This is a genomic window from Streptomyces sp. NPDC058678 (genome assembly GCF_042714835.1).
Taxonomy (GTDB): Bacteria; Actinomycetota; Actinomycetes; order Streptomycetales; family Streptomycetaceae; genus Streptomyces.
The window spans coordinates 60,498-81,449 of record NZ_JBHXSG010000021.1 but is presented as its reverse complement, the minus strand read 5'-3'; the positions used below and the strand labels follow the sequence as shown (position 1 = coordinate 81,449).

At 71.3% G+C, this 20,952-nt stretch carries 20 protein-coding genes; 17 read left to right on the top strand and 3 right to left on the bottom strand.

What is annotated here, in order from left to right; translation table 11 throughout:
• Positions 1-19 precede the first annotated feature (19 nt).
• The 5 genes from glnA (at position 20) to ACFWWR_RS20515 (ending at position 4,842) form a co-directional block, all read left to right on the top strand.
• On the top strand, positions 20-1,429 hold the full coding sequence (gene glnA / locus ACFWWR_RS20535) for a type I glutamate--ammonia ligase (RefSeq protein WP_383867193.1): 1,410 nt from the start codon (positions 20-22) through the stop codon (positions 1,427-1,429).
• A gap of 113 nt (positions 1,430-1,542) precedes the next feature.
• A complete protein-coding gene (locus tag ACFWWR_RS20530; RefSeq protein WP_384304622.1) occupies positions 1,543-1,800 on the top strand; it encodes a hypothetical protein in 258 nt (85 codons plus the stop codon).
• Entirely contained in the window at positions 1,801-3,234 is a 1,434-nt protein-coding gene (locus tag ACFWWR_RS20525) for a hypothetical protein (RefSeq protein WP_384304619.1), read from the top strand.
• 100 nt (positions 3,235-3,334) lie between these two features.
• Entirely contained in the window at positions 3,335-4,255 is a 921-nt protein-coding gene (htpX, locus tag ACFWWR_RS20520) for a zinc metalloprotease HtpX (protein WP_383867187.1), read from the top strand.
• A 2-nt stretch (positions 4,256-4,257) separates the two neighbouring features.
• Positions 4,258-4,842 carry a hypothetical protein gene (locus tag ACFWWR_RS20515; protein WP_384304616.1) on the top strand — a complete coding sequence of 195 codons (585 nt, stop codon included), beginning with the start codon at positions 4,258-4,260 and terminating at the stop codon, positions 4,840-4,842.
• Positions 4,843-4,876: 34 nt separating this feature from the next.
• On the opposite strand, the gene ACFWWR_RS20510 is transcribed toward ACFWWR_RS20515, so the two are convergent.
• The gene (locus tag ACFWWR_RS20510; protein WP_384304613.1) at positions 4,877-5,176 is read right to left on the bottom strand and encodes a hypothetical protein; all 300 of its coding nucleotides are present in this window, start codon (positions 5,174-5,176) and stop codon (positions 4,877-4,879) included.
• A 277-nt stretch (positions 5,177-5,453) separates the two neighbouring features.
• Between ACFWWR_RS20510 and ACFWWR_RS20505 the strand changes: the two genes are divergently transcribed.
• Positions 5,454-7,088 carry an alpha/beta fold hydrolase gene (locus ACFWWR_RS20505; protein ID WP_384304610.1) on the top strand — a complete coding sequence of 545 codons (1,635 nt, stop codon included), beginning with the start codon at positions 5,454-5,456 and terminating at the stop codon, positions 7,086-7,088.
• A 33-nt stretch (positions 7,089-7,121) separates the two neighbouring features.
• Here the strand turns inward: ACFWWR_RS20505 and ACFWWR_RS20500 are convergent, their stop codons facing one another.
• Positions 7,122-8,489, bottom strand: a complete 1,368-nt coding sequence (locus ACFWWR_RS20500) for a DUF2252 domain-containing protein (protein WP_383872116.1) — start codon at positions 8,487-8,489, stop codon at positions 7,122-7,124.
• A 150-nt stretch (positions 8,490-8,639) separates the two neighbouring features.
• On the opposite strand from ACFWWR_RS20500, the gene ACFWWR_RS20495 reads away from it, so the two are divergent.
• Positions 8,640-9,824 carry a winged helix DNA-binding domain-containing protein gene (locus tag ACFWWR_RS20495; RefSeq protein WP_384304608.1) on the top strand — a complete coding sequence of 395 codons (1,185 nt, stop codon included), beginning with the start codon at positions 8,640-8,642 and terminating at the stop codon, positions 9,822-9,824.
• A 186-nt stretch (positions 9,825-10,010) separates the two neighbouring features.
• On the opposite strand, the gene ACFWWR_RS20490 is transcribed toward ACFWWR_RS20495, so the two are convergent.
• Positions 10,011-10,325 carry a hypothetical protein gene (locus ACFWWR_RS20490; RefSeq protein WP_383872110.1) on the bottom strand — a complete coding sequence of 105 codons (315 nt, stop codon included), beginning with the start codon at positions 10,323-10,325 and terminating at the stop codon, positions 10,011-10,013.
• 173 nt (positions 10,326-10,498) lie between these two features.
• On the opposite strand from ACFWWR_RS20490, the gene ACFWWR_RS20485 reads away from it, so the two are divergent.
• The 10 genes from ACFWWR_RS20485 (at position 10,499) to ACFWWR_RS20440 (ending at position 20,945) form a co-directional block, all read left to right on the top strand.
• Complete coding sequence (locus tag ACFWWR_RS20485; RefSeq protein ID WP_217237128.1) at positions 10,499-10,858, top strand: arsenate reductase family protein; 360 nt, start codon at positions 10,499-10,501, stop codon at positions 10,856-10,858.
• Positions 10,859-10,916: 58 nt separating this feature from the next.
• Positions 10,917-11,726: a hypothetical protein gene (locus ACFWWR_RS20480; RefSeq protein ID WP_383872105.1), complete on the top strand. Its 810-nt coding sequence runs from the start codon at positions 10,917-10,919 to the stop codon at positions 11,724-11,726.
• A 108-nt stretch (positions 11,727-11,834) separates the two neighbouring features.
• Positions 11,835-12,503, top strand: a complete 669-nt coding sequence (locus ACFWWR_RS20475) for a hypothetical protein (protein WP_384304605.1) — start codon at positions 11,835-11,837, stop codon at positions 12,501-12,503.
• A 365-nt stretch (positions 12,504-12,868) separates the two neighbouring features.
• Positions 12,869-13,897: a glutamine synthetase gene (glnII, locus tag ACFWWR_RS20470; RefSeq protein WP_383872100.1), complete on the top strand. Its 1,029-nt coding sequence runs from the start codon at positions 12,869-12,871 to the stop codon at positions 13,895-13,897.
• A gap of 69 nt (positions 13,898-13,966) precedes the next feature.
• On the top strand, positions 13,967-14,902 hold the full coding sequence (locus tag ACFWWR_RS20465; RefSeq protein WP_384304602.1) for a DUF6891 domain-containing protein: 936 nt from the start codon (positions 13,967-13,969) through the stop codon (positions 14,900-14,902).
• Between the two features lie 332 nt (positions 14,903-15,234).
• Complete coding sequence (locus ACFWWR_RS20460; protein WP_383872094.1) at positions 15,235-15,810, top strand: winged helix-turn-helix domain-containing protein; 576 nt, start codon at positions 15,235-15,237, stop codon at positions 15,808-15,810.
• 75 nt (positions 15,811-15,885) lie between these two features.
• Complete coding sequence (locus ACFWWR_RS20455) at positions 15,886-16,899, top strand: SDR family oxidoreductase (protein ID WP_383872091.1); 1,014 nt, start codon at positions 15,886-15,888, stop codon at positions 16,897-16,899.
• Positions 16,900-17,261: 362 nt separating this feature from the next.
• Positions 17,262-18,542: a sensor histidine kinase gene (locus tag ACFWWR_RS20450; RefSeq protein ID WP_383872088.1), complete on the top strand. Its 1,281-nt coding sequence runs from the start codon at positions 17,262-17,264 to the stop codon at positions 18,540-18,542.
• On the top strand, positions 18,527-19,180 hold the full coding sequence (locus ACFWWR_RS20445; RefSeq protein WP_383872086.1) for a LuxR C-terminal-related transcriptional regulator: 654 nt from the start codon (positions 18,527-18,529) through the stop codon (positions 19,178-19,180). Before ACFWWR_RS20450 ends, ACFWWR_RS20445 begins: the two co-directional genes overlap by 16 nt.
• Before the next feature lie 202 nt (positions 19,181-19,382).
• Positions 19,383-20,945, top strand: coding sequence for a DUF1996 domain-containing protein (locus tag ACFWWR_RS20440; protein WP_383872083.1), 1,563 nt, complete (start codon positions 19,383-19,385; stop codon positions 20,943-20,945).
• Positions 20,946-20,952: the final 7 nt, after the last annotated feature.

Here is a 20,952-nt window from a genome sequence, read left to right as displayed (position 1 = left end):
CGGGAGTAGGAGGAGCTGGATGTTCCAGAACGCCGACGAGGTTAAGAAGTTCATCGCGGACGAAAGCGTCAAGTTCGTCGACGTCCGCTTCTGCGACCTGCCGGGTGTGATGCAGCACTTCACACTGCCTGTCGAGGCGTTCGACCCGGACGAGGAGCTCGCCTTCGACGGCTCGTCGATCCGTGGTTTCCAGGCCATTCACGAGTCCGACATGGCGCTGCGCGCGGACCTGTCGACCGCCCGGGTCGACCCCTTCCGCCGCGACAAGACGCTGAACATCAACTTCTTCATCCACGACCCGATCACCGGCGAGCAGTACAGCCGTGACCCGCGCAACGTGGCGAAGAAGGCCGAGGCCTACCTCGCGTCGACCGGTATCGCGGACACCGCGTACTTCGGCCCCGAGGCCGAGTTCTACGTCTTCGACTCCGTCCGCTTCGCGACCAGCGCGAACGAGTCCTTCTACCACATCGACTCCGAGGCGGGTGCCTGGAACACCGGCGCCCTCGAGGACAACCGTGGTTACAAGGTCCGCTACAAGGGCGGCTACTTCCCGACCCCGCCGGTCGACCACTTCGCCGACCTGCGTGCGGAGATCTCCCTGGAGCTGGCCGCCTCCGGCCTCCAGGTCGAGCGTCAGCACCACGAGGTGGGCACCGCCGGCCAGGCCGAGATCAACTACAAGTTCAACACGCTGCTCGCCGCGGCCGACGACCTCCAGCTCTTCAAGTACATCGTGAAGAACGTGGCCTGGCGCAACGGCAAGACCGCGACCTTCATGCCGAAGCCGATCTTCGGCGACAACGGCTCGGGCATGCACGTCCACCAGTCGCTGTGGACCAACGGCTCCCCGCTGTTCTACGACGAGGCCGGTTACGCGGGCCTGTCGGACACCGCCCGCTTCTACATCGGCGGCATCCTCAAGCACGCCCCGTCGCTGCTCGCCTTCACCAACCCGACGGTGAACTCGTACCACCGCCTGGTGCCGGGCTTCGAGGCGCCGATCAACCTGGTGTACTCGCAGCGCAACCGCTCCGCGGCCATGCGTATCCCGATCACGGGCTCCAACCCGAAGGCCAAGCGCGTGGAGTTCCGTGCGCCCGACTCCTCCGGCAACCCGTACCTCGCCTTCTCGGCCCTGCTCCTCGCGGGCCTGGACGGCATCAAGAACAAGATCGAGCCGGCCGAGCCGATCGACAAGGACCTGTACGAGCTGGCTCCCGAGGAGCACGCGAGCGTGGCGCAGGTCCCGACCTCCCTGCCGGCCGTCCTCGACCGCCTCGAGGCCGACCACGAGTTCCTCCTCCAGGGCGACGTCTTCACGCCGGACCTGATCGAGACGTGGATCGACTTCAAGCGGGCCAACGAGATCGCGCCGCTGCAGCTGCGTCCGCACCCGCACGAGTTCGAGCTCTACTTCGACGTGTGACCGGCCTGTAGGTCCGTCGACCGCGCCCCCGCTCCTGGATTTCTCAGGGCGGGGGCGTCGTCGTATGGTGTCCGGCACAACTGTTCGAAACGGAGACGACGGGGGTTACGGGGATGCCCGAACAGGACGACGCGGAGCGGGAGTTCGACCTCAGGTGGGCCGACAACGCCGAGCACAAGGAGCCCTCCGCGCGGGCCCGGATGCTGGCCGCGCGCTGGAAGGAGAACCCGCCCGAGCCGCAGCCGTTCCGCGCCGACCCCGACCCGGCGGGGCCGCGCCGTTCGTCGTGGGTGTCGACGGTCGTCGTGCTCGGGAGTGTGGCGGCGATCATCCTGCTGTTGGGCTACGCGAACTTCCGGGCCCCGTACTAGATGCGCGAGGACATCTGGGGCGGCGCAGTGGCGGCGCGGCGGCTGACCGAGGGGGCGTCGCTGCGGGACGTGCTCGACGCCGCCGACCCGAGGGCCTGGCTCGCGTTGGACGCGGGAACGCGTTCGTGGTTGGCGCCCGGCCTGCTGCCGACGCGGGCGGAGGTCGACGGCCGACGCACGTGGCTCTCCGCATTCCGGGGCCCCGAGGCCCTCGCCGAGCCCCGGCTCGCGCTGGCCCTGTGCCACCACGACGGCCGGGTGCGTGAGGCGGCTCTCGGTCCGGCGGCGCGGTGCCCCGCCGTGTTGCCGCTGGTCGTCGTCCGCACGGCCGACTGGGCCGCCCCCGTGCGCGAGCGGGCCCAGGAGGTGCTGCGCGCCGCCCTCGATCCGGACACCGCCCGCACGCTCGCGCCGCTGATCCTGCTCGTCGGCCGACGCGGCCGGGGCGCCTTCGGCGTCGGTCTGCTCGACGAGGTCCTGCGCCGGGCGCCCCGTGAACACCTCGCGCCCCTGTACACCCACCCCGACCGCGCCGTACGCCGCTTCGCGTACCGCCTCGCCGTCGAAGAGGGGCACTTCTCCCCCGCCGAACTGGCCCGTGCCGCCGCCCGCGACACCGACCCGGTCGTCCAGGACCTGTGCGCCGAGGCCGCCCTGGCCGCCGTACCGGAGGACGGCGTGTCCGACGACGTACTCGAACTTCTGCTCACCGCGCGCGGGCCGCGTGTGCGGTCCGCCGGGGTGACCGCGCTGCGGCGGGCGGGGCGGCCCGATCGGGCGGAGAGGTTTCTCGCCGACCGGTCGGGGCTGGTGCGGGCCTGCGCGCGGTATGTCGTACGGCAGGCGGGTCGCGATCCGCTGATCTGGTACCGGCGCCGGTGTGCCGACGCGGGCGACCCGGCGCTGCCGCCCGGGGCGGTCGCCGGGCTGGCGGAGTGCGGGGAGCGGGCGGACGGCGGGTTGCTGTGGGCGATGCTCGGCCATCCCGCACCTGGGGTGCGGGCGCGGGCGGTCGCCGGGTTGCGGGCCCTGGACGTCACGGACGTGAAGCGGCTGCGGGCGTTGCTCGACGATGCGGAGCCGGGGGTCGTGCGGGAGGCGACGCTGGCGCTGCTGCCCTCCGCCGCGTCGCTGGACGACGGGTGGCTGATGGAGCGGCTGGCGGCCGGGCGGCCCCGGCATACGCGGGTGGCCGCGTTCCGGCTGCTGGACGCGTGCGGCGGTCTGGTGCGGCTGCGGGCGGCGGCCGCCCTGCTCGACGATCCGGATGTCAGGCTGCGGCGCTGGGCCGGGCAGTCCGTGCAGGGCTGGCACATGACGGCGGACGTGCCGCCCGGGTCGGTGGAGGTGGGCGAACTCCTCGACCGGGGGCGGCACCTGTTCAGCGAGTACGTGCTGAAGCGGAGGAAGTGGGAGGCCGGGATCGGGGGCTGAGCCTTTGCTGGTCCTAGGGCTGATCACGACCGCTTCATGGGCCGGGCCGGGTGCACACTGGGCTGTGGGGCGAGTGCCTGACTGCGGAGTGTGATGCGAGATGCAGAGCCGCTTCCGGAGCGACCGGCGGTTGACCGTGCGCATGACGGTCACGATGTTTCTTCTCGGGCTGCTGTACGTGGCCTTTGTCGCAGCGCTGGTCGTGCTGTTGAGATCGTGGGTCCTGGTCGTGGTGGTCGCGGCGGGGATGCTGGGCGCGCAGTACTGGTTCTCCGACCGGATCGCGCTGTTCGCGATGCGCGGGCGGGTCGTGGAGCGGGAGGAGCATCCCGAGCTGCACGCCGTCGTCGACCGGCTGTGTGCCCTCGCGGACATGCCCAAACCGGTGGTCGCCGTGTCGCAGATGGACATGCCGAACGCGTTCGCGACCGGGCGGAACCCCGACAACGCCGTCGTCTGCGTGACCACCGGGCTGCTGCGGCGGCTGGAGCCGGCGGAGCTGGAGGGCGTCCTCGCGCACGAGTTGTCGCACGTGGCGCACAAGGACGTCGCCGTGATCACCATCGCGTCCTTCCTCGGGGTGATCGCGGGCCTGATCGTGCGGTTCGCCTTCTACTCGCAGCTGTTCGGCGGCGGGCGCCGGGACCAGAACACCGCCGTCGTCTTCGCCGCCGTGATGGGCGTGTCGGCAGCCGTGTACGCGATCAGCTTCCTGCTGATCAGGGCGCTGTCCCGGTACCGGGAACTGGCGGCTGACCGGGCGGCGGCGCTGCTCACCGGCAGGCCCTCGGAGCTGGCGTCCGCGCTCACCAAGGTCACCGGTGACATCGCCCGGATCCCCTCCAAGGACCTGCGCACGGCCCAGGCCTTCAACGCCTTCTACTTCACCCCCGCGCTGGGCGCCGAACCGGGTGTGGCGCGGATCTTCTCCACCCACCCGAGCCTGGAAGAACGGCTGGAGCAGCTGGGGCGGATCTCCGGCGAGCTGGGCGAGGCGGCGACCCCGGGGAGGGCGGGCTGAGGATGGGGCTGCTGGACATCCTGCTCGGCCGTACGAAGCCGGTCGCACCCGATCTCGACCAGCTCTTCGCGCTGCCGTCGGCGGCGGTGTCGCTGGAGGCGGCCGCCTCCTTCACGCCGACCGGGCGGGGCGCGGTGTGCTTCGCCACGGTGGAGGGCGCGGCCTTCGAGCAGACGCACCGGGAGGTCCAGGCCCTGCTCGACGCGGACACCGACCGGGACGGCCCGCCGGTGGAGCTGCGGCGGGACCGCTACGGGTATTCGTGGCTGGTGTCGGAGCGTACTCCCGACCAGCTGTCGCTCCTGGTCAACGACCTGCACGCGGTGAACAGTTCGATGGAGGTCAACGGCTTCGGGCCGCAACTGCTGTGCTCGCTGGCCGGGTTCCGGGATCCGGAGGGCCGGTCGCTGGCGATGGTCTACCTCTACAAACGCGGCACCTTCTTCCCGTTCGCGCCGCTGCCCGGCGAGGGGCCGCGGCGCGACAACGCACTGGAACTGCGGGTGAAGGCGGCCCTGGCGGACGATCTGCGGATCGAGCCCGACCTGAGCCGCTGGTTCCCGGTGTGGGGCGCCCCCGGTCTGTGACGACGACCGAGGGCCACCGGGATCACCAGCGGTCTCACTTGCTCTTCTCGCGCTCCTGACGGCGGGACTCGAAGGGGCGCTCGCGGCGGTAGCGGCGCTCCCACCTGGCCTGCTTGTCACGGCGGTCGCGGTACGCGCGGTAGCTCGCGGGCGTGGGCCCCGCCGGGGACCCTCCCGACGGCGACGACGGCGACGACGGCGACGACGGCGCGGACGTGCCTCGCCCGTACTGCACGTACAGGAAGAGCACGGCGACGGCGGCGAGCCAATAGATGGGGTTTCCGAATCCCAGAACGACCAGGACGACGGTCCCGGATATGACGATGGTGCCCATGACGGGCCTCCGTGGGCGTGGGTCGGTACGAGCGGTGATCTGTGCCCCGACGGGGCGCCAGGGGTGGGCGGCCGTCCGTCGGTGCGTAGAGAGTAGCCCCGAGTCCGCGAGGTGATACCTGTCCTGCGGAACGCGGTGGTGGGCAACTCCCCGACGCGTGTCCAGCGTAGGGAGGCGGTCACTGGGCGTGCATCTCCTTTTCCCCCGACGCGGTGATCGCGGCCTGGGGGGCGAAATCGACCGCCTGAGGGCTACGGGCCGTGAGTGAATGGGGGGCATGAGCGAGCTCTCCCCCTTCACGTACGGCTATGCCGGTGAACGGCTCAGTGGCGTGTACGGCGGTGACGACGGTGGTCCGGACCGGGCCACCGTCGTTCTGCTGCACGGAGCGGGCAACGGCGGCAAGGAGCGGTTGCTCCCGTGGCTGTCGGAATTCGTCGCGCATGGCTGCCGGGGCCTCGCGTTCGACTTCTCCGGGCACGGCGAAAGCACGGGCACCCTGCCGGAGTTGAGTCTGCGCCGCCGCTTCGAGCAGGCGGTGACGGTCGTCGACGCGTTCGTCCCGGCCGACGGGCCGCTGGTTCTGGTCGGGTTCAGCATGAGCGGCCAGACGGTCGCCGACCTCGCCGCGCACTACGGCGACCGGGTCACGGCACTGGGGCTGTGCGCGCCCGCCGTGTACGCGGCCGAGGCGTGGGACGTGCCGTTCGGGACGGGCGACGGCCGGTTCAGCACGCTCATCCGCACCCCCGACAGCTGGCGGACGTCACCCGCGCTCGACGTGCTGCGGGCGTACGAGGGGCGGGCGGTGCTCGCGGTGCCGGGTACGGACGCGGTGATCCCGCCGGAGGTGACGGAGGCCGTACAGGACGCGCTCTGCGCCCGCGCCCAGTACACACGTTTCGAACTGCCCTCAGCCAACCACCAGTTGGGGATGTGGTTCCGCGATCATCCCGAGGACCGGCGTGAGTTCGTGTCGGCCGTGCTCGCTCCGGGGTGGACGGCGACCCGGTCGTGGCTGGCCAAGCAGCTCCCGCAGGGGCGGACCGTCCGCGACAGCCGTCCGCTGTCCGGCGGTTGGAGCGCCCAGATGCGCCGCCTCACCCTCGACGACGGCACCGGACTGGTGCTGCGGACCTTCGTCAAGCCCTTCTTCCGCCTGCACGCCCCGGGGCTGCTGACCCGCGAGGCGTCCGTCCTCGCGCTCCTCGACGGGCAGGAGGGCATACCCGCCGCACGGCCGGTCGCCGTCGACGCCTCTGCCGAACTCTGCGACCACCCCTCGCTGTTGATGTCGCTGCTCCCGGGCCGGGTGCGGGTGGACGAGGACGACACCGCCGAGTTGGAGCGGCGCCTGGACCTGCTGGCGGCGCAACTCGTCCGGATCCACGAGGTCGTACCGGACGAGCACCCGCGTCCCTACCAGGCGTGGACGTCGCCGGAGCGGGTGGTCGCCCCGCCGGGGCCGCTGTGGGAGCGGGCGGTGGACGTGATCCGCCGCGAACCCCCGCCCTACGAGGGCTGCTTCCTGCACCGGGACTTCCACCCGGGGAACGTGCTGTTCGAGGGGAGCGGCGAGGGGCTGCGGATCAGCGGAGTCGTCGACTGGGTCGAGACGTCGTGGGGCCCCGCCGACCTGGACGTCGCCCACTGCTCGACGACGCTCGCGCTGCTGCACGGCCCCGAGTACGGACTCGGCTTCCGCGCCCGCTACGAGGCGCACGGCGGCCGCCGCCTCGCCGACGGACCGGACCACCTGTACTGGCGGCTGCTGGACGCCCTCGGTTACTCCCCCGACGCGGCGAAGCTCGCGGGTCCCTGGCGGGAGCTGGGCCGGACCGATCTGACGGCCGAGGTGCTGGCCGGGCGGCTGGAGGCGTACGTGACCGGGCTGCTGGAGTCGTACGCCTGACAGGGCCGCGGCCCCCCGTCCGCCCGAGTGATCTCAGATCCCCGGTTCGGCGGTCACCACCCCCGCCGCGACGGCCGCGCCCAGGATCGCGTGGTCGAGGACGGTCTGGTCGGCGTAGCGGAGCGCGAAGTCGGCGACGGCCCGCTCGAAGGTGTCCGCGCCGCCCAGGTAGCCGGCGATCGCGATGCGGTCACCGGAACGGGCGTGCGCGCGGGCCAGCGCGGTGCCGCACAGCCGGGCGTACACCACGAGTTCGGCCGGGCTCATCCCGGCGACGTCCGCGGAGCCCTTCGTGTCCCGCAGCTGCCGCCAGTAGAACGCCCGTCCCTGCGGTCCGCTCGTCCACCCCAGGAAGTTGTCACCGGCGGCCTGGAGGAGCCGCTGCCCGGCGACGACCCGGTGCCCTGGATGGTCGTACGGTCCGTTCGGCAGATGCTCTTCCAGTACGGACTTCCGCGCCTCCTTGAGCTGCAGGAACAGCGGGTCGTCGGCGTCGCGGCCGGCCAGCAGCACGATGAAGCAGCGGGTGCCGACGCTGCCGACGCCGACGACCTTGCGGGCGGCGTCGACGAAGCGGTAGCGGTCCAGGAGCAGGCGGCGGTCCTCGGCGAGGGTGGAGCGGTAGTCGCTGAAGATCTTGCGCAGGGCGGCCATGTCGGGGGCACCGGCGGGTTCGAGCAGCGGCGGGTCGTGGATGAGGCGCCGGTGTCCGTCGACGACGGCCGTGAGCCTGCCGAGGGCCTGGAGGCTGGTGCGGCGGCGGGCGCGGGTGAGGCTGGACCCGGCGCGGTGGCGCCGGCGGGCGGCGCGGACGAGGGGCAGCAGACTGTCGGCGTCGAGGCGCTCGTACCAGACGTCGAGTTCGCCCTTCCGGGCCAGGCGGCGCATGGTCACGCGGTATGCGGCGACCGCCTCCAGGGCCGCGCGGTGGGTCCTGGCGTCGCTGTGGCCGTTCTCCCGGGCGGCGACGGCGACGCTGGCCGCGAGGCGTTTGACGTCCCATTCGAAGGGGCCGGGGAAGGTCTCGTCGAAGTCGTTGAGGTCGAAGAGCAGGGCCCGCTCCGGGGACGCGTGGAGGCCGAAGTTGAGCAGGTGGGCGTCGCCGCAGAGCTGCACGGTGAGACCGGTGTGCGGCTGGGAGGCGAGATCGGCGGCCATCACGGCGGCCGCGCCGCGCAGGAAGGCGAAAGGGGAGGCGGTCATGCGGCCGTAGCGGACCGGGAGCAGTTCCGGGAGCCGGTCCCGGCCCTGCCGCTCCAGGATCCCGACGGGGTCGGGGCGGGCCACGGAGGGGATCCAGCCCGCGTGCGCTGAGCGTGGCACGCGCTTGCGAGCGGCTTTGCCGCGGGCGGCGCGGGTGGCGGGGTCGGTGCGATGGGCGGCGCCGGCGGGGTTGGTCATCTGGCCTCCCGGGTGCCCTGGTTTCCGTCACCTCCTGATCGCAGTGAAGGCCCGGCAGGGGGGCGTACGCATGCCGAGTACGGCAATCGGGTGACGGCGTCCGCGCCTCGGCGGGGCCCGATTGTCAGTGCCGTCCGGGAGGATGCCGGCATGGGTGACGAGGAGCGGTACATCGGCGTGGCGGAGCGGCGGGCACGGCTCGCGCTGCGGCACCGGCTGGCCGGGGCGGCCCGGGCGGGGAGTCCGGAGGAGGTCGCCCGCTCCCTGGTCGCCCTGCACGGATCGGACCCGGCGACGGTGTACCTGGCGGTGGGCGCGCGGCTCGCGGACCCGGCCAGGACGGTGCCGGAGACCGGACGGGCCCTGTACGAGGACCGCGCGCTGGTCCGTATGCACGGCATGCGGCACACGGTCTTCGTGTTCCCGACGGACCTGACCGCTGTGGTGCACGCCTCCACCGGTCTCACGGTCGCCGCGCGGGAGCGGGCCGCGCTGCTGAAGGACATGGCGGCGGCCGGGGCGCCGGACGCGGCCTGGCTGAAGGAGGTCGAGGAGTCCGCGCTGGCCGCGCTGGCGCGGCGCGGACAGGCGACGGCGACGGAACTCGCCGAGGACGAGCGGCGCCTGCGGGAGCAGTTCGTGTACGCGGCCGGGAAGAACTACGAGGGCGTCCACACCGTCTCGACCCGTCTGTTGCGGGTGCTGGGCGTCGAGGGCAAGGTGGTGCGGGGCCGGCCGCTCGGCTCCTGGACGTCCAGCCAGTTCCGCTGGGCGGTGGCCCCCGCCCACCCCGAACTGGACGCGTCCCGGGCCCAGGCAGCACTGCTCGGGCACTGGCTCGCCGCGTGCGGACCGGCCACGGAGGCCGACCTGAAGTGGTGGACGGGGTGGAAAGTCACGGACGTCCGCCGGGCGTTGGCGGCGATCGGGGCGCGGCCGGTGTCCCTGGACGAGGGCGTGGGGTACGTCGTCGACGGCGACGCCGAGCCGGTGGCGGAGCCCGCCGAACCCTGGGCCGCGCTGCTGCCGGCGATCGATCCGACGGCGATGGGCTGGCAGCGGCGGGACTGGTATTTGGCCCCGGAGTTGCGCCCCGCGTTGTTCGACTACAGCGGCAACGTGGGGCCGACGGTGTGGTGGAACGGCCGGGTGGTGGGCGGGTGGGCCCAGCGGGCGGACGGGGAGATCGTGTGGCGGTTGCTGGACACGGACGGGTTGGGACGCGACGCGGAGGCGGCGATCGCGGTGGAGGCGGAGCGGTTGCGGGGGTGGGTGGGGGCGACGAGGGTGACGCCACGGTTCCGGACGCCGCTGGAGAAGGAGTTGTCGGCGTAGGCGGGCTAGTTCGGCGCGGGCCGGTTCACTCAGGGCCACCACCGGGGGCGAGGGTCACTCCTTGCCCGACCGAGTCGGGTGGTGGGTGGGGCACAGGCGCGGGGGTCTGTCGGCGGAGCCCCCAGCAGGCGTGCGCACCGGCGCCGGATGCCCCCGTACAGACACAGGGCACCCGGCGCCGGACGCTCACCGCGAGTAACGCATCAGCGCCCGCACCATGTGGCACGTCGTGTCCGACGGCGGGTGGACGCCGATCGTCTCCGCCGCGCTCCGTATCGTCTCGTTGCGGGCCTGGTTGGGCACGAACACGCCCGAGTCGAGCAGGGCGATCGCCAGGCGCATGGCCTTGAGTCGGCGGTTGTGACTGACGTACCACTCCCGCGGCCGCCCCGGCGGCAGCGGGCGCTTCTCCACGGGCGCGTACGGCAAGTCGAGCAGCACGGGGCGCTTCGCGGTGGACTGGGTGGGCAACGGCTTCGGCTTCAGTGCGGCAGCGGGCACAGGCATCCTCCTGTCGCGGTCAGGGCGTCCCCCCGGAGATCTCGACACCCCGGCGACACCCTCGAACACTGCTTCTATTCTACTGCCCGGCACTGACAAAAGCCCCTGGCCAAAGGGCTGCAGGGGGCGCTGTGACACAGGTGGAAGACGGGTTTTCGCGTACCGTGGACCGTATGGAGATCTGGATCAACCCGGCCTGTTCGAAGTGCCGCAGCGCGCTCACGCTGCTCGACGCGGAGGGCGCGGACTACACCGTCCGCCGCTATCTGGAGGACGTTCCGAAGGAGGACGAGATCCGGGACGTCCTCGACCGCCTCGGCCTCGAACCCTGGGACATCACCCGCACCCAGGAGGCCGCCGCGAAGGAGCTCGGCCTCAAGGAGTGGCCCCGGGACGACACTTCGCGCGACCGCTGGATCACCGCACTCGCCGAGCATCCCAAGCTGATCCAGCGCCCGATCATCACCGCGGACGACGGTACGGCGGTGGTGGCCCGCACCGACGAGGCCGTACGCGACGCCTTGTCCCGCTAGTCGACGGTTTGTCCGGCGGCGGGAGTTCAGGGGGCCGGCGCTGTTACCCTCCGCCGCCATGACCTTCGGTGATCAAGGAATGCCGCACACCTCCGACCCGTACGCCCCCTGGGTGGCCGAACAGGAGCACATACGCAGAAGACGCCGCACCCGGCGCGCGGTCGCCGCCGGCACGGGCGTCGTCCTCGTGGCCACGATCGTCGCGGGCGCGGTGCTGTACGCGGACGACGGCGACGGCGAGGCGGCCACAGCCGCCCCACTGACGTCGGCGACCACGGCCACCGGCGCCCCCGTCCCGTCCGTCACCGCCGCCCTCCCCTCCGACGCCCCGGCCGCCCTGCCCTCCCTGCTCGCGCGGCCCGTCATCCGGCCCGAGCAGGCCTTTCCGGAGCAGAACGTGCGCCTGCGGGACGGGTCCCGGCACCACCGCGTCGACCTCGCCACCACCACCGACTGCGCCCGCGGCACGTCACCGGAGCTGGCCGCGCTGCTCGAACAGGGCGAGGGATGCGTCCGGTTGACGGCGGCACTGTTCACGGACACCGAACAGCGGTCGCAGGTGACGGTCAGCGTGCTGAGTTTCCGGCGTGTGGAGGACGCCTCGGCGGTCTTCACGATGGCCTCGATGGACCCGGTGACGTATCAGGTGGTCTCGCTCGACCCGCCGCCCGAGGCGGGGCTGCCGACCGTGCCGCCCGGTTCGGCGGGGGTCTTCCGGCGGCTGATGACCGTGCGCTCGGTCGTGTTCGCGAACGGGCAGTGGGGTGACGGGGCGGAGACCGGGGAGGACGAACTCACGCGCCTGACCGAGGGGTTGCTCCAACATGTCAACGACACGGTGGTGGCGCACGAGCAGGGCACCGACTGACAGCGGTGTGACGCGCACCACGTTGGTGACTCCTGTAAACCGCTGAGTACCGTCGTTCGGTATCTCGTACATAGCTGCGTACGCTCCCCTACCTCTCAGGAGCCGCGCATGTCGCGCAGGAGAACGCTCAGCACGAAGAAGAAGCTCGCGCTGCTGGCGAGTGCCGCGACGGTGGCGGGAGGCGGCGCCTTCGTCATGGCGGCCACCTCGAACGCCGCGCAGTCCCCGCAGACGGCCGCCGAGTCGACCGTCTGCCAGGGTCTCGCCACCGCTCTCGGCAACAACCAGCGGTTCGTCGACGGCCAGCGGGCCGCCCCGGACGCGCAGTCCGAGGCCCGGATCGCCAACCGCGAGGCCGTCATCGCGCAGATCAAGGTTCAGCAGGAGGCGTCCGGGTGCGTCGTCGGGGAGTCGGCTCAGGACTCCCAGGCGCAACAGCCGGCCCAGACCACGCCACCCGCCCAGACCGCGTCACCCGCAGAATCCGCGCCACCCGCCCAGAGCACGCCGCCCGCACAGGACGCCTCGGGTGAGCAGGTGTGCAACGGCTCGACCGTCACCCTGTCCGGCGAGGCCGGTGCCCCGGCCGCGTCCAGCAACCAGTTCCCGGCCGGGACGAAACTGAAGGTCACCAACCTGGACAACAACAAGTCCACGACCGTGGAGGTCACCTCGGTCTCGGGCAGCTGTGTCCTGCTCAACAACGCGGCCTTCGAACAGGTACGGGAGCCCGGCAAGTTCCTGATCCGCCGGGCTGTGATCGAGAAGGTGGGGTGATGTCAGGACGCCGGTAACCGTACGTGTCACCGGTCCCGCCGCCCCCGGCCAGGGGCGGCGGGACCGGCATGTCCGTGACCTTGCATGCCCCCGCACCCCGGCGGCAACCCCATCGCATACGAGCCGCCCCCGCGCTCCCTTTCGTGCGTCTTTCCCACTCGCTCCGCGCGCCACTCCCCGCGCTGCGAGGACCCTCACAGCGTGAGTCGCGACACAGCACCACCAGGTAACACGGGGTTCACATTCGAGCAATGACCGGGAAATCGCCTGTTGACAGGCTGCCTGGCATCGAAAGCGGTGCCCCAGTGCCGCAGCGCCGCAGCACCCGCAAGTGCGTCTAGACACACCCCCGAAGGAAGTGGCCCGTGACCTTCAAGGCTGAGTACATCTGGATCGACGGCACCCAGCCGACGGCAAAGCTCCGTTCCAAGACGAAGATACTGGCCGACGACGCCAAGGGTGCCGAGCTGGGGATCTGGGGCTTCGACGGGTCGTCCACGAACCAGGCCGAGGGCCACGCCTCGGACCGTGTCCTCAAGCCGGTCTTCTCCTGCCCCGACCCGATCCGCGGCGGCGACGACATCCTCGTCATGTGCGAGGTCCTCAACATCGACATGACGCCGCACGAGTCGAACACCCGTGCCGCGCTGGTCGAGGTCGCCGAGAAGTTCGCCTCCCAGGAGCCGATCTTCGGCATCGAGCAGGAGTACACGTTCTTCAAGGACGGCTACCCGCTGGGCTTCCCCAAGGGCGGCTTCCCGGCCCCGCAGGGCGGTTACTACTGCGGTGTCGGCGCCGACGAGATCTTCGGCCGTGACATCGTCGAGGCCCACCTGGAGAACTGCCTGAAGGCGGGTCTCGCGATCTCCGGCATCAACGCCGAGGTCATGCCCGGCCAGTGGGAGTTCCAGGTCGGCCCGGTCTCCCCGCTGGAGGTCTCCGACCACCTGTGGATCGCCCGCTGGCTGCTCTACCGCACCGCCGAGGACTTCGGCGTCGCCGCGACGCTGGACCCGAAGCCGGTGAAGGGCGACTGGAACGGCGCCGGTGCGCACACCAACTTCTCCACGAAGGCGATGCGCGAGGGTTACGACGCGATCATCACCGCGTGCGAGTCGCTGGGCGAGGGCTCGAAGCCGCTCGACCACGTCAAGAACTACGGCGCCGGCATCGACGACCGCCTGACCGGTCTGCACGAGACCGCCCCGTGGAACGAGTACTCCTACGGTGTCTCCAACCGTGGCGCCTCGGTCCGTATCCCGTGGCAGGTCGAGAAGGACGGCAAGGGCTACATCGAGGACCGCCGTCCGAACGCGAACGTCGACCCGTACCTGGTGACGCGCCTGATCGTCGACACCTGCTGCTCCGCTCTGGAGAAGGCCGGCCAGGTCTGATCACCGCTGCTTCCCGGAAGGGGCGCCCGCCATCTCGGCGGGCGCCCCTTCCGCGTATCGTGCGCTGCCATGGAGATCGACGGGGGCCTTGCGATCAAGGTCAAGACGGAGAACTGGCAGACGCACGCCCGGACTTCGGCGCCGCGGCTGAGAGAGCTGGTGCACCGCATCGGCGGCGAGGACGACCACTTCCTCGTCGTGCAGCGGATACCTGACCGGCCGGGGGTCTTCATCCAGGTCGCCCACGAACGGGGCGGGGTGTACCAGTTCCAGCACCGCACGGGATCCGTGCCGTACATGTGGATCACCGAGGTGACGGACCCGGACCTCGTCGCCGACGTGATGACGCGCTGGGCGCGCGAGGAGGCGGACTGGGACGCCGGGGTCACCTGGCTGCGCGACGAGCTGTCACCGCCGCAGGAGGTGCCCGCGCCCGGTCCGGAGCTCGCGGCGCGGGCCGAGGGGTATGTCCGCGAGATGCTCGACGACGGCTACCTCGGCATCGAGAAGCTCATCCAGGAGACGGTCCATCTGGTGCAGGACCGGGCTGCCGAGCCGCCCCTGTCCCCGGCCCAGGCGCGCCGGATCGTGGAACGGCTGTGGCTGGAGCGGGTCGAGGAGCAGAAGACGTGGGCCGGCCCGACCGACCCGGACCGGCTGGAACAGGCCTTCGCGGCGCTGGAGGACAAAGGCATCGTCGCCCGCGAGAACTTCACCTGCTGCCGCAGCTGCGGCATGGCGGAGATCGGCGGGGAGGCGGACGGCACGGAAGGGGCCCGGGGCTTCGTCTTCTTCCACCACCAGTGCACCCGCGGTGCCGCGCAGGGGCACGGACTCACGCTCCACTACGGCGGGTTCGACGACTCGGCGAAGACCACGAAAGCCGTCGGACACGACGTCGTCGCGGCGCTCGGCGCGGCCGGGCTGTCCGCACAGTGGGACGGCGATCCGGACAAGGCGATCGACGTCACGCCCCTGACCTGGCGCAAACGCCTGGTGGGGTGAGGCCGACGCGAGCGAGTTCACGTCAGGCGCGCGTCCAAGCAGTGAGAGAAGGCTCCTGTTGCGGGCCCGTGTCTGCTTCAATGGGGCCATGGCCAGCTTCCAGAACCACACCGCGACGGGTCGCCATGACCTCGAGCCGTTCTGGCCTTCCCGTCAGCACCACGACTTCGACCGGGTGTGTTGCCGCGCGATGAACGCGCCGGCCCTCTAAAGCCGTCCACCCCGGTCTTCGGCCGGCGCGAAACGACGTAGGTCCCCTCGACGAACCCGACCACGAACTCGGGACCGTCGACCTTCCTGACGAATCTCTCGCGCGAAAGAGCTGACCTCTCATGGCGACCACTCGTTCTCTCTCCCCCGCCGCCCTTCCCTCCCCCAACGGTTCGCGTCATCGTCTGCGCGCCGTCGACCGGGACGAGGTGATCGACGTCGCGGAGTTCCTGCCGCCGGGCGCCACCTGGCTGCCCGCTCCCCAGCACACCCTCCCCACCCTGCCGGGCCGGCCGCCGATGATCGGCTACCTGGTGCTGGTCCCGGCCGACCAGCAGCCGCCGTTCCTGCCGGTGGCGGTGCCGGACGCGCCGGAGACCGGTACGCCGGGCGCCGACGCCGGCGACCCGCTCGTCCGCATCGACACCGTGCAGCGCACGGCCGCGGTGAACGGGCGCGCACTCGACCTCACCTACCTGGAGTTCGAGCTTCTCGCACATCTGGTGACCCACCCCCACCGGGTGCACACCCGCGACCAGTTGGTCACCACGGTGTGGGGGTACGGCCATGTCGGCGACGGCCGCACGGTCGACGTCCACATCGCCCGGCTGCGCCGCAAGCTGGGCTCCGAGAACCGCCAGGCGATCCAGACGGTGCGCCGGGTCGGCTACAAGTACGCCCCGCCGACCGGGCGCTGAGCCCCTCCCCCGGTTCCCCTCTGCCGACGGCAGATCCGGGTTCCCTCCCGCCGCTGCACCGGGCACGATCCCGGCATGAGACTTCTGATGCTGGGCGGTACGGAGTTCGTGGGACGGGCCGTCGTCGAGGCGGCCCTCGGGCGCGGCTGGGAGGTGACCGTCTTCCACCGGGGGCGGCACGAGCCTCCGACAGGCGTGCGGTCGCTGCACGGTGACCGCACCGCGCCCGACGGGCTCGCCGCCCTCGCGGAGGGCGAGTGGGACGTGGTCGTCGACACCTGGTCGGCCGCGCCGCGTGTGGTGCGTGACTCGGCGCGGCTGCTGCGGGGCCGCGCCGAGCGGTACGTGTACGTGTCGAGCTGCTCGGTGTACGCCTGGCCGCGAGGCGCCGGACACGGCGAGGACGCGCCCCTGGTGGAGGGTGCCTCGGCCGACGCCGACCAGAGCGACTACGCCCGGGACAAGCGGGGCGGCGAGCTGGCCGCCGTCGAGGCCTTCGGCGCGGACCGCTCCCTGCTCGTACGGGCCGGGCTGATCCTCGGGCCGTACGAGAACATCGGCCGGCTGCCGTGGTGGCTGACCCGGATGGCCCGCGGCGGACCCGTCCTCGCGCCCGGGCCGCGTGACCTCCCCATCCAGTACGTCGACGTCCGTGACCTCGCGCAATGGACCGTCGACTCGGTGGAGCGACAGGCGAGCGGACCGTACGACATCGTGAGCCCCTCGGGGCACGCCACCATGGGCACGCTCCTCGACGCCTGCGTGGACGTCACCGGCGGGGCCGCCGAGTTGCGCTGGACCGACCCGGACGTCGTGCTCGACGCGGGCATCGAGCCGTGGCTCCACCTGCCGGTGTGGCTGCCGCCGGACAGCGAGGGACACGCGGCCCTGCACAGCGCGGACGTCTCCCGGGCGATCGGGACGGGCCTGCGCAGCCGTCCGGTCGCCGAAACCGTGGCGGACACCTGGACGTGGCTACGAAGCATCGGCGGCACGGCACCACAGCGACCCGACCGGCCGACGGTGGGACTCGATCCGGAGCTGGAGGCGAAGGTACTGGCGACGAGCGAGAGCGCGAGCCGGGGTTAGGGCACGGGCCGCAGGTAGGGCGCGGGCGCGGGCCGGGGTTGGGGCGCGGGCGCGGGGTGAGGGTTGGTTCGGGGCCTCCCCGTCGCCTCTGGCTGTACCCATCTGGCCAGGTCGTGAGGGAACCGGGTCCCGGGATCGGACCACGGACGGGATCCGTGTCGCTGCCCCGGGGTCGAGTACGCCGGGGACCTGGGGGTACCCCCACGCCCTTAAGGCAGTGGGGGAGCGCCCAAGACCGTTCGGGGCGTGCGGCTGATCGGACTCACTCCTGCTCAGTCCGCAGGAACGGTGTATCTGGCAACACCCCTGACCGGCCGCCCAGCCCCAGTGACCCCCGCCTCCAGCTCGGCCAGACTGACGCCATGACGACCATCGAGACGAAGAGCGGCGACACCGACCGGGCCAGGGTGCGGGGCGTGGGGCGGGCGGCGGTACGGGGGCTCGGGCTGGCGCTGGTGCTGCTGCCGGGGGCGGTGCTCTGTTTCACCCTCTCCCTGGTGTCGATCGCGCTGATACCGATCGGGGTCGGGATCGTCACGACACCCTGGGTGCTGACCGGCGTGCGGGCCTTCGCGGACTGGCGGCGGGTGCTGGCGGCTCAGTGGTGCGGGGTGCGGATCCCGTCGGCGTACCGGCCGGTCCCGAAGGACGCCAACCCCTGGGCGCGTACCTTCGGGATGCTCCGTGATCCGGCGACCTGGCGGGACCTGAGGTGGCTGCCGGTCGACATGACGGCGGGGTTCTTCACCGCGCTGCTGCCGGCCGTGCTGCTCTTCTACCCGCTGGAGGGGTTCGCGCTGGCGGCCGGGTTGTGGCGGGTCTTCCCGGACGGGTACTGGTACGGGTTCGTGCCCGTCTCCGGCCAGGCCACCGCCTTCGCCGCCGCGGCCCTGGGTCTCGTCCTCCTCTTCTTCGCCCACTTCCTCACCCCGCGGCTGCTGGAGGCGCACTTCCGGCTCACCCGGGCGGTCCTCGCCTCCAACCAGGGCCAACTGGCCGAGCGGGTACGGGTCCTGACCGAGACCCGGCGCGACGCCGTCGACACCTCCGCCGCCGAACTGCGGCGCATCGAGCGGGACCTGCACGACGGTGCACAGGCCCGGCTGGTCGCGATGGGCATGGATCTCGGCACCATCGACATGCTGCTGGACAAGGACCCCGAGCAGGCACGGAAGTTGCTCGCGCAGACCCGCCAGTCGTCCGTGGACGCCCTCACCGAGCTGCGCGACCTGGTGCGCGGCATCCATCCGCCGGTACTCGCCGAGCGCGGACTGGGCGACGCCGTACGGGCGTTGGCGCTGCGGATGCCCGTGGCGACCGAGGTGGAGGTGGACCTGCCCGGCCGGGCGGACGAGCCCGTCGAGTCGGCCGCGTACTTCGCGGTCAGCGAGGTCCTCACCAACGCGGTCAAGTACGCGGACGCCGACCGGATCTGGGTCGACCTGCATCACGTCGCGGAAGACGGGGGCATGCTGCGGATCTCGGTGACCGACAACGGCAGGGGCGGCGCGGTGATCGGGGCCGGTTCGGGACTCGCCGGAGTCGAGCGGCGACTGGGTACATTCGACGGCGTCCTGGCCGTCAGCAGTCCCGCGGGCGGCCCCACCATGGTCACCATGGAGATCCCTTGCGCGTTGTCCTAGCCGAAGACCTGTTCCTGCTGCGCGACGGACTCGTCCGCCTCCTGCAGGCCCACGACTTCGAGATCGCCGCGGCCGTCGAGAGCGGACCGGAGCTGGCCGCCGCACTGGCCGAGCTGCAGCCGGACGTGGCGGTGGTCGACGTACGACTGCCGCCGACGCACACGGACGAGGGGTTGCAGTGCGCGCTGACCGCCCGCCGGGACAGACCCGGCCTGCCGGTGCTGGTCCTGTCGCAGCACGTGGAGCAGTTGTACGCGCGTGAGCTGCTCGCCGACGGCAGCGGCGGAGTCGGCTATCTGCTCAAGGACCGGGTGTTCGACGCGGAGCAGTTCGTGGACGCCGTACGACGGGTCGCGGCGGGCGGTACGGCGATGGATCCGCAGGTGATCCAGCAGTTGCTGTCCCGGCGGGCGGCCGACGACCAGCCGCTGGCCCGGCTCACGCCCCGCGAACGCGAGGTGCTGGAACTGATGGCGCAGGGCCGCACCAACGCGGCGATCGCGGCCAGGCTCGTGGTCACGGAACGGGCGATCGCCAAGCACACCGCCAACATCTTCGCCAAACTGGGCCTGGAGGTGTCGGACGACGACAACCGCCGCGTTCTGGCGGTTCTCGCATATCTCGACCACGGCCGCTGAAAGAGGGACCCCGCTCGGGCACCTCCTGTGAGGGATCAACAACTCCTGGTGTTACCGGGGCAGTTGAAACCGAATTGTCTCGCGCATCTCTCACCAATTTCTGGGACGGCTGAACATCCGTGGGACTCCTTCCGTATTCAGGGGCGCCGCTTCACTCCTGTCGGGCGCCTCGAATGCCCCGCAAGGAAGTCAGAGGAGTTCCATGGGACGCAACACAAGAAAACGCCGTATGCCGCTGGCCACCAAGGCCATCGCCGGAACGGCTGCCCTAGCGCTCGGTGGGGGCGGGCTGATCTGGGCCAACTTCTATGCCTCGGCGCACGAGGAGGACGGGGCCCGGAACCAGACCAAGGCCGCCGCCGCGCAGGTTGCGACGATCGACTGCCCGGATGTCGGGCAACAGCTCACCGATGTGCCGGACAAGGCTCGGGCGGGTGTCGACAAGGAGCTGGCGCTGCTCGACCAGCAGGTCACGGAGGCCTACAAGCGCCTCGCGGATACGCGCCAGGCCCAAGCGGGGGACACCGGCTTCGTCAACAACGCCATTCTCGGCCCGCTGAAGTCCAAGCGGGTTGCCACCCTCGACCGGATCAACATCAACATCAAGCGGGTGGGCGGCCAAGCTCCGCAGGGGATCGACCAGCTCGCCGAGTGCGAAGGCGTGGTGGCCGACCAGCCGGAGGTCGTCGACGGCGAGGGCGGGGGCCAGAACAACGACGGTCAGGACCAGAACAACGACGGTCAGGACCAGGGTGGCGACCAGGGCCAGGACAACGGCCAGGACCAGGGCCAGGACAACGGCGGTCAGGACGGCAACGGCGGTCAGGGCGGCAACGGCCCGGTGGCGGCCGACTTCCAGGACATCACCACCGTCCAGCCGAACGGCGGCCCGCAGGGCGTGAACGGCAACGGGCTCCCCGCGAACGGGGACTCCGGTTCCACGGGCACCTTCACCACGAGCTGTGGCACCAACGAGAACGAGAACCGCAACTCGGACAACGTGATCGTCGCTCCCGGTGTCAGCAATGGTGCGCAGCACCAGCACGACTACGTCGGCAACCAGAGCAACGACGCGTTCGCGAGCGACGAGGACCTGGCGGCGGCCGAGACCACCTGCCAGAACCAGGGCGACAAGTCGTCGTACTTCTGGCCGGTGCTGCGTGTGCAGGACGGTCAGGACGACATCGACGCGAACGCCGCCGGTGGCGGTCAGGACGGCAACGTCGGCACGATCCAGCAGGCCAGCGAGGCGCAGCTGAAGTTCGTCGGCAACAAGACGAGCGATGTCGTAGCGATGCCGACGGCCCTGCGCATCATCACCGGTGACGCCAAGTCGTTCGTGAACGGCCTCAACAACGCCAACACGAACTGGAGCTGCACCGGCTTCGAGGACCGACAGCTGACGGACAAGTACCCGATCTGCCCCGAGGGCAGCTCGGTGGTACGGACGTCCTTCTTCCAGAGCTGCTGGGACGGCCAGAACATCGACAGTGCCAACCACCGCACCCACGTGGACTTCGTCGAGGCGGACGGCACCTGCTCCAACGGTTTCCAGGCCATCCCCCAGCTCCAGGTCCGTCTGGTCTACGACGTTCCGGCCCCGCAGATCGAGAACGGACAGGTCGTGAACCCGTTCGCGGTCGACTCCTTCCCGGACCAGCTGCACAAGCCGATCACCGACCACAACGACTTCATCAACTTCTTCGACGAGGGCGTGATGAACCAGATGGTCGAATGCATCAACAGCGGTCAGGACTGCCAGTGACCTGCTA

What these genes read in the sequence shown, in the direction of transcription:
- ACFWWR_RS20450 (WP_383872088.1), top strand. Translation starts at nt 17,262, where the DNA reads ATGACGACCATCGAGACGAAGAGCGGCGACACCGACCGGGCCAGGGTG.
- ACFWWR_RS20440 (WP_383872083.1), top strand. Translation starts at nt 19,383, where the DNA reads ATGGGACGCAACACAAGAAAACGCCGTATGCCGCTGGCCACCAAGGCC.
- ACFWWR_RS20530 (WP_384304622.1), top strand. Translation starts at nt 1,543, where the DNA reads ATGCCCGAACAGGACGACGCGGAGCGGGAGTTCGACCTCAGGTGGGCC.
- ACFWWR_RS20500 (WP_383872116.1), bottom strand. Translation starts at nt 8,489, where the DNA reads ATGACCAACCCCGCCGGCGCCGCCCATCGCACCGACCCCGCCACCCGC.
- ACFWWR_RS20505 (WP_384304610.1), top strand. Translation starts at nt 5,454, where the DNA reads ATGAGCGAGCTCTCCCCCTTCACGTACGGCTATGCCGGTGAACGGCTC.
- ACFWWR_RS20510 (WP_384304613.1), bottom strand. Translation starts at nt 5,176, where the DNA reads ATGGGCACCATCGTCATATCCGGGACCGTCGTCCTGGTCGTTCTGGGA.
- ACFWWR_RS20515 (WP_384304616.1), top strand. Translation starts at nt 4,258, where the DNA reads ATGGGGCTGCTGGACATCCTGCTCGGCCGTACGAAGCCGGTCGCACCC.
- glnA (WP_383867193.1), top strand. Translation starts at nt 20, where the DNA reads ATGTTCCAGAACGCCGACGAGGTTAAGAAGTTCATCGCGGACGAAAGC.
- ACFWWR_RS20465 (WP_384304602.1), top strand. Translation starts at nt 13,967, where the DNA reads ATGGAGATCGACGGGGGCCTTGCGATCAAGGTCAAGACGGAGAACTGG.
- ACFWWR_RS20460 (WP_383872094.1), top strand. Translation starts at nt 15,235, where the DNA reads ATGGCGACCACTCGTTCTCTCTCCCCCGCCGCCCTTCCCTCCCCCAAC.
- htpX (WP_383867187.1), top strand. Translation starts at nt 3,335, where the DNA reads ATGCAGAGCCGCTTCCGGAGCGACCGGCGGTTGACCGTGCGCATGACG.
- ACFWWR_RS20475 (WP_384304605.1), top strand. Translation starts at nt 11,835, where the DNA reads ATGTCGCGCAGGAGAACGCTCAGCACGAAGAAGAAGCTCGCGCTGCTG.
- ACFWWR_RS20455 (WP_383872091.1), top strand. Translation starts at nt 15,886, where the DNA reads ATGAGACTTCTGATGCTGGGCGGTACGGAGTTCGTGGGACGGGCCGTC.
- ACFWWR_RS20485 (WP_217237128.1), top strand. Translation starts at nt 10,499, where the DNA reads ATGGAGATCTGGATCAACCCGGCCTGTTCGAAGTGCCGCAGCGCGCTC.
- ACFWWR_RS20525 (WP_384304619.1), top strand. Translation starts at nt 1,801, where the DNA reads ATGCGCGAGGACATCTGGGGCGGCGCAGTGGCGGCGCGGCGGCTGACC.
- ACFWWR_RS20480 (WP_383872105.1), top strand. Translation starts at nt 10,917, where the DNA reads ATGACCTTCGGTGATCAAGGAATGCCGCACACCTCCGACCCGTACGCC.
- ACFWWR_RS20495 (WP_384304608.1), top strand. Translation starts at nt 8,640, where the DNA reads ATGGGTGACGAGGAGCGGTACATCGGCGTGGCGGAGCGGCGGGCACGG.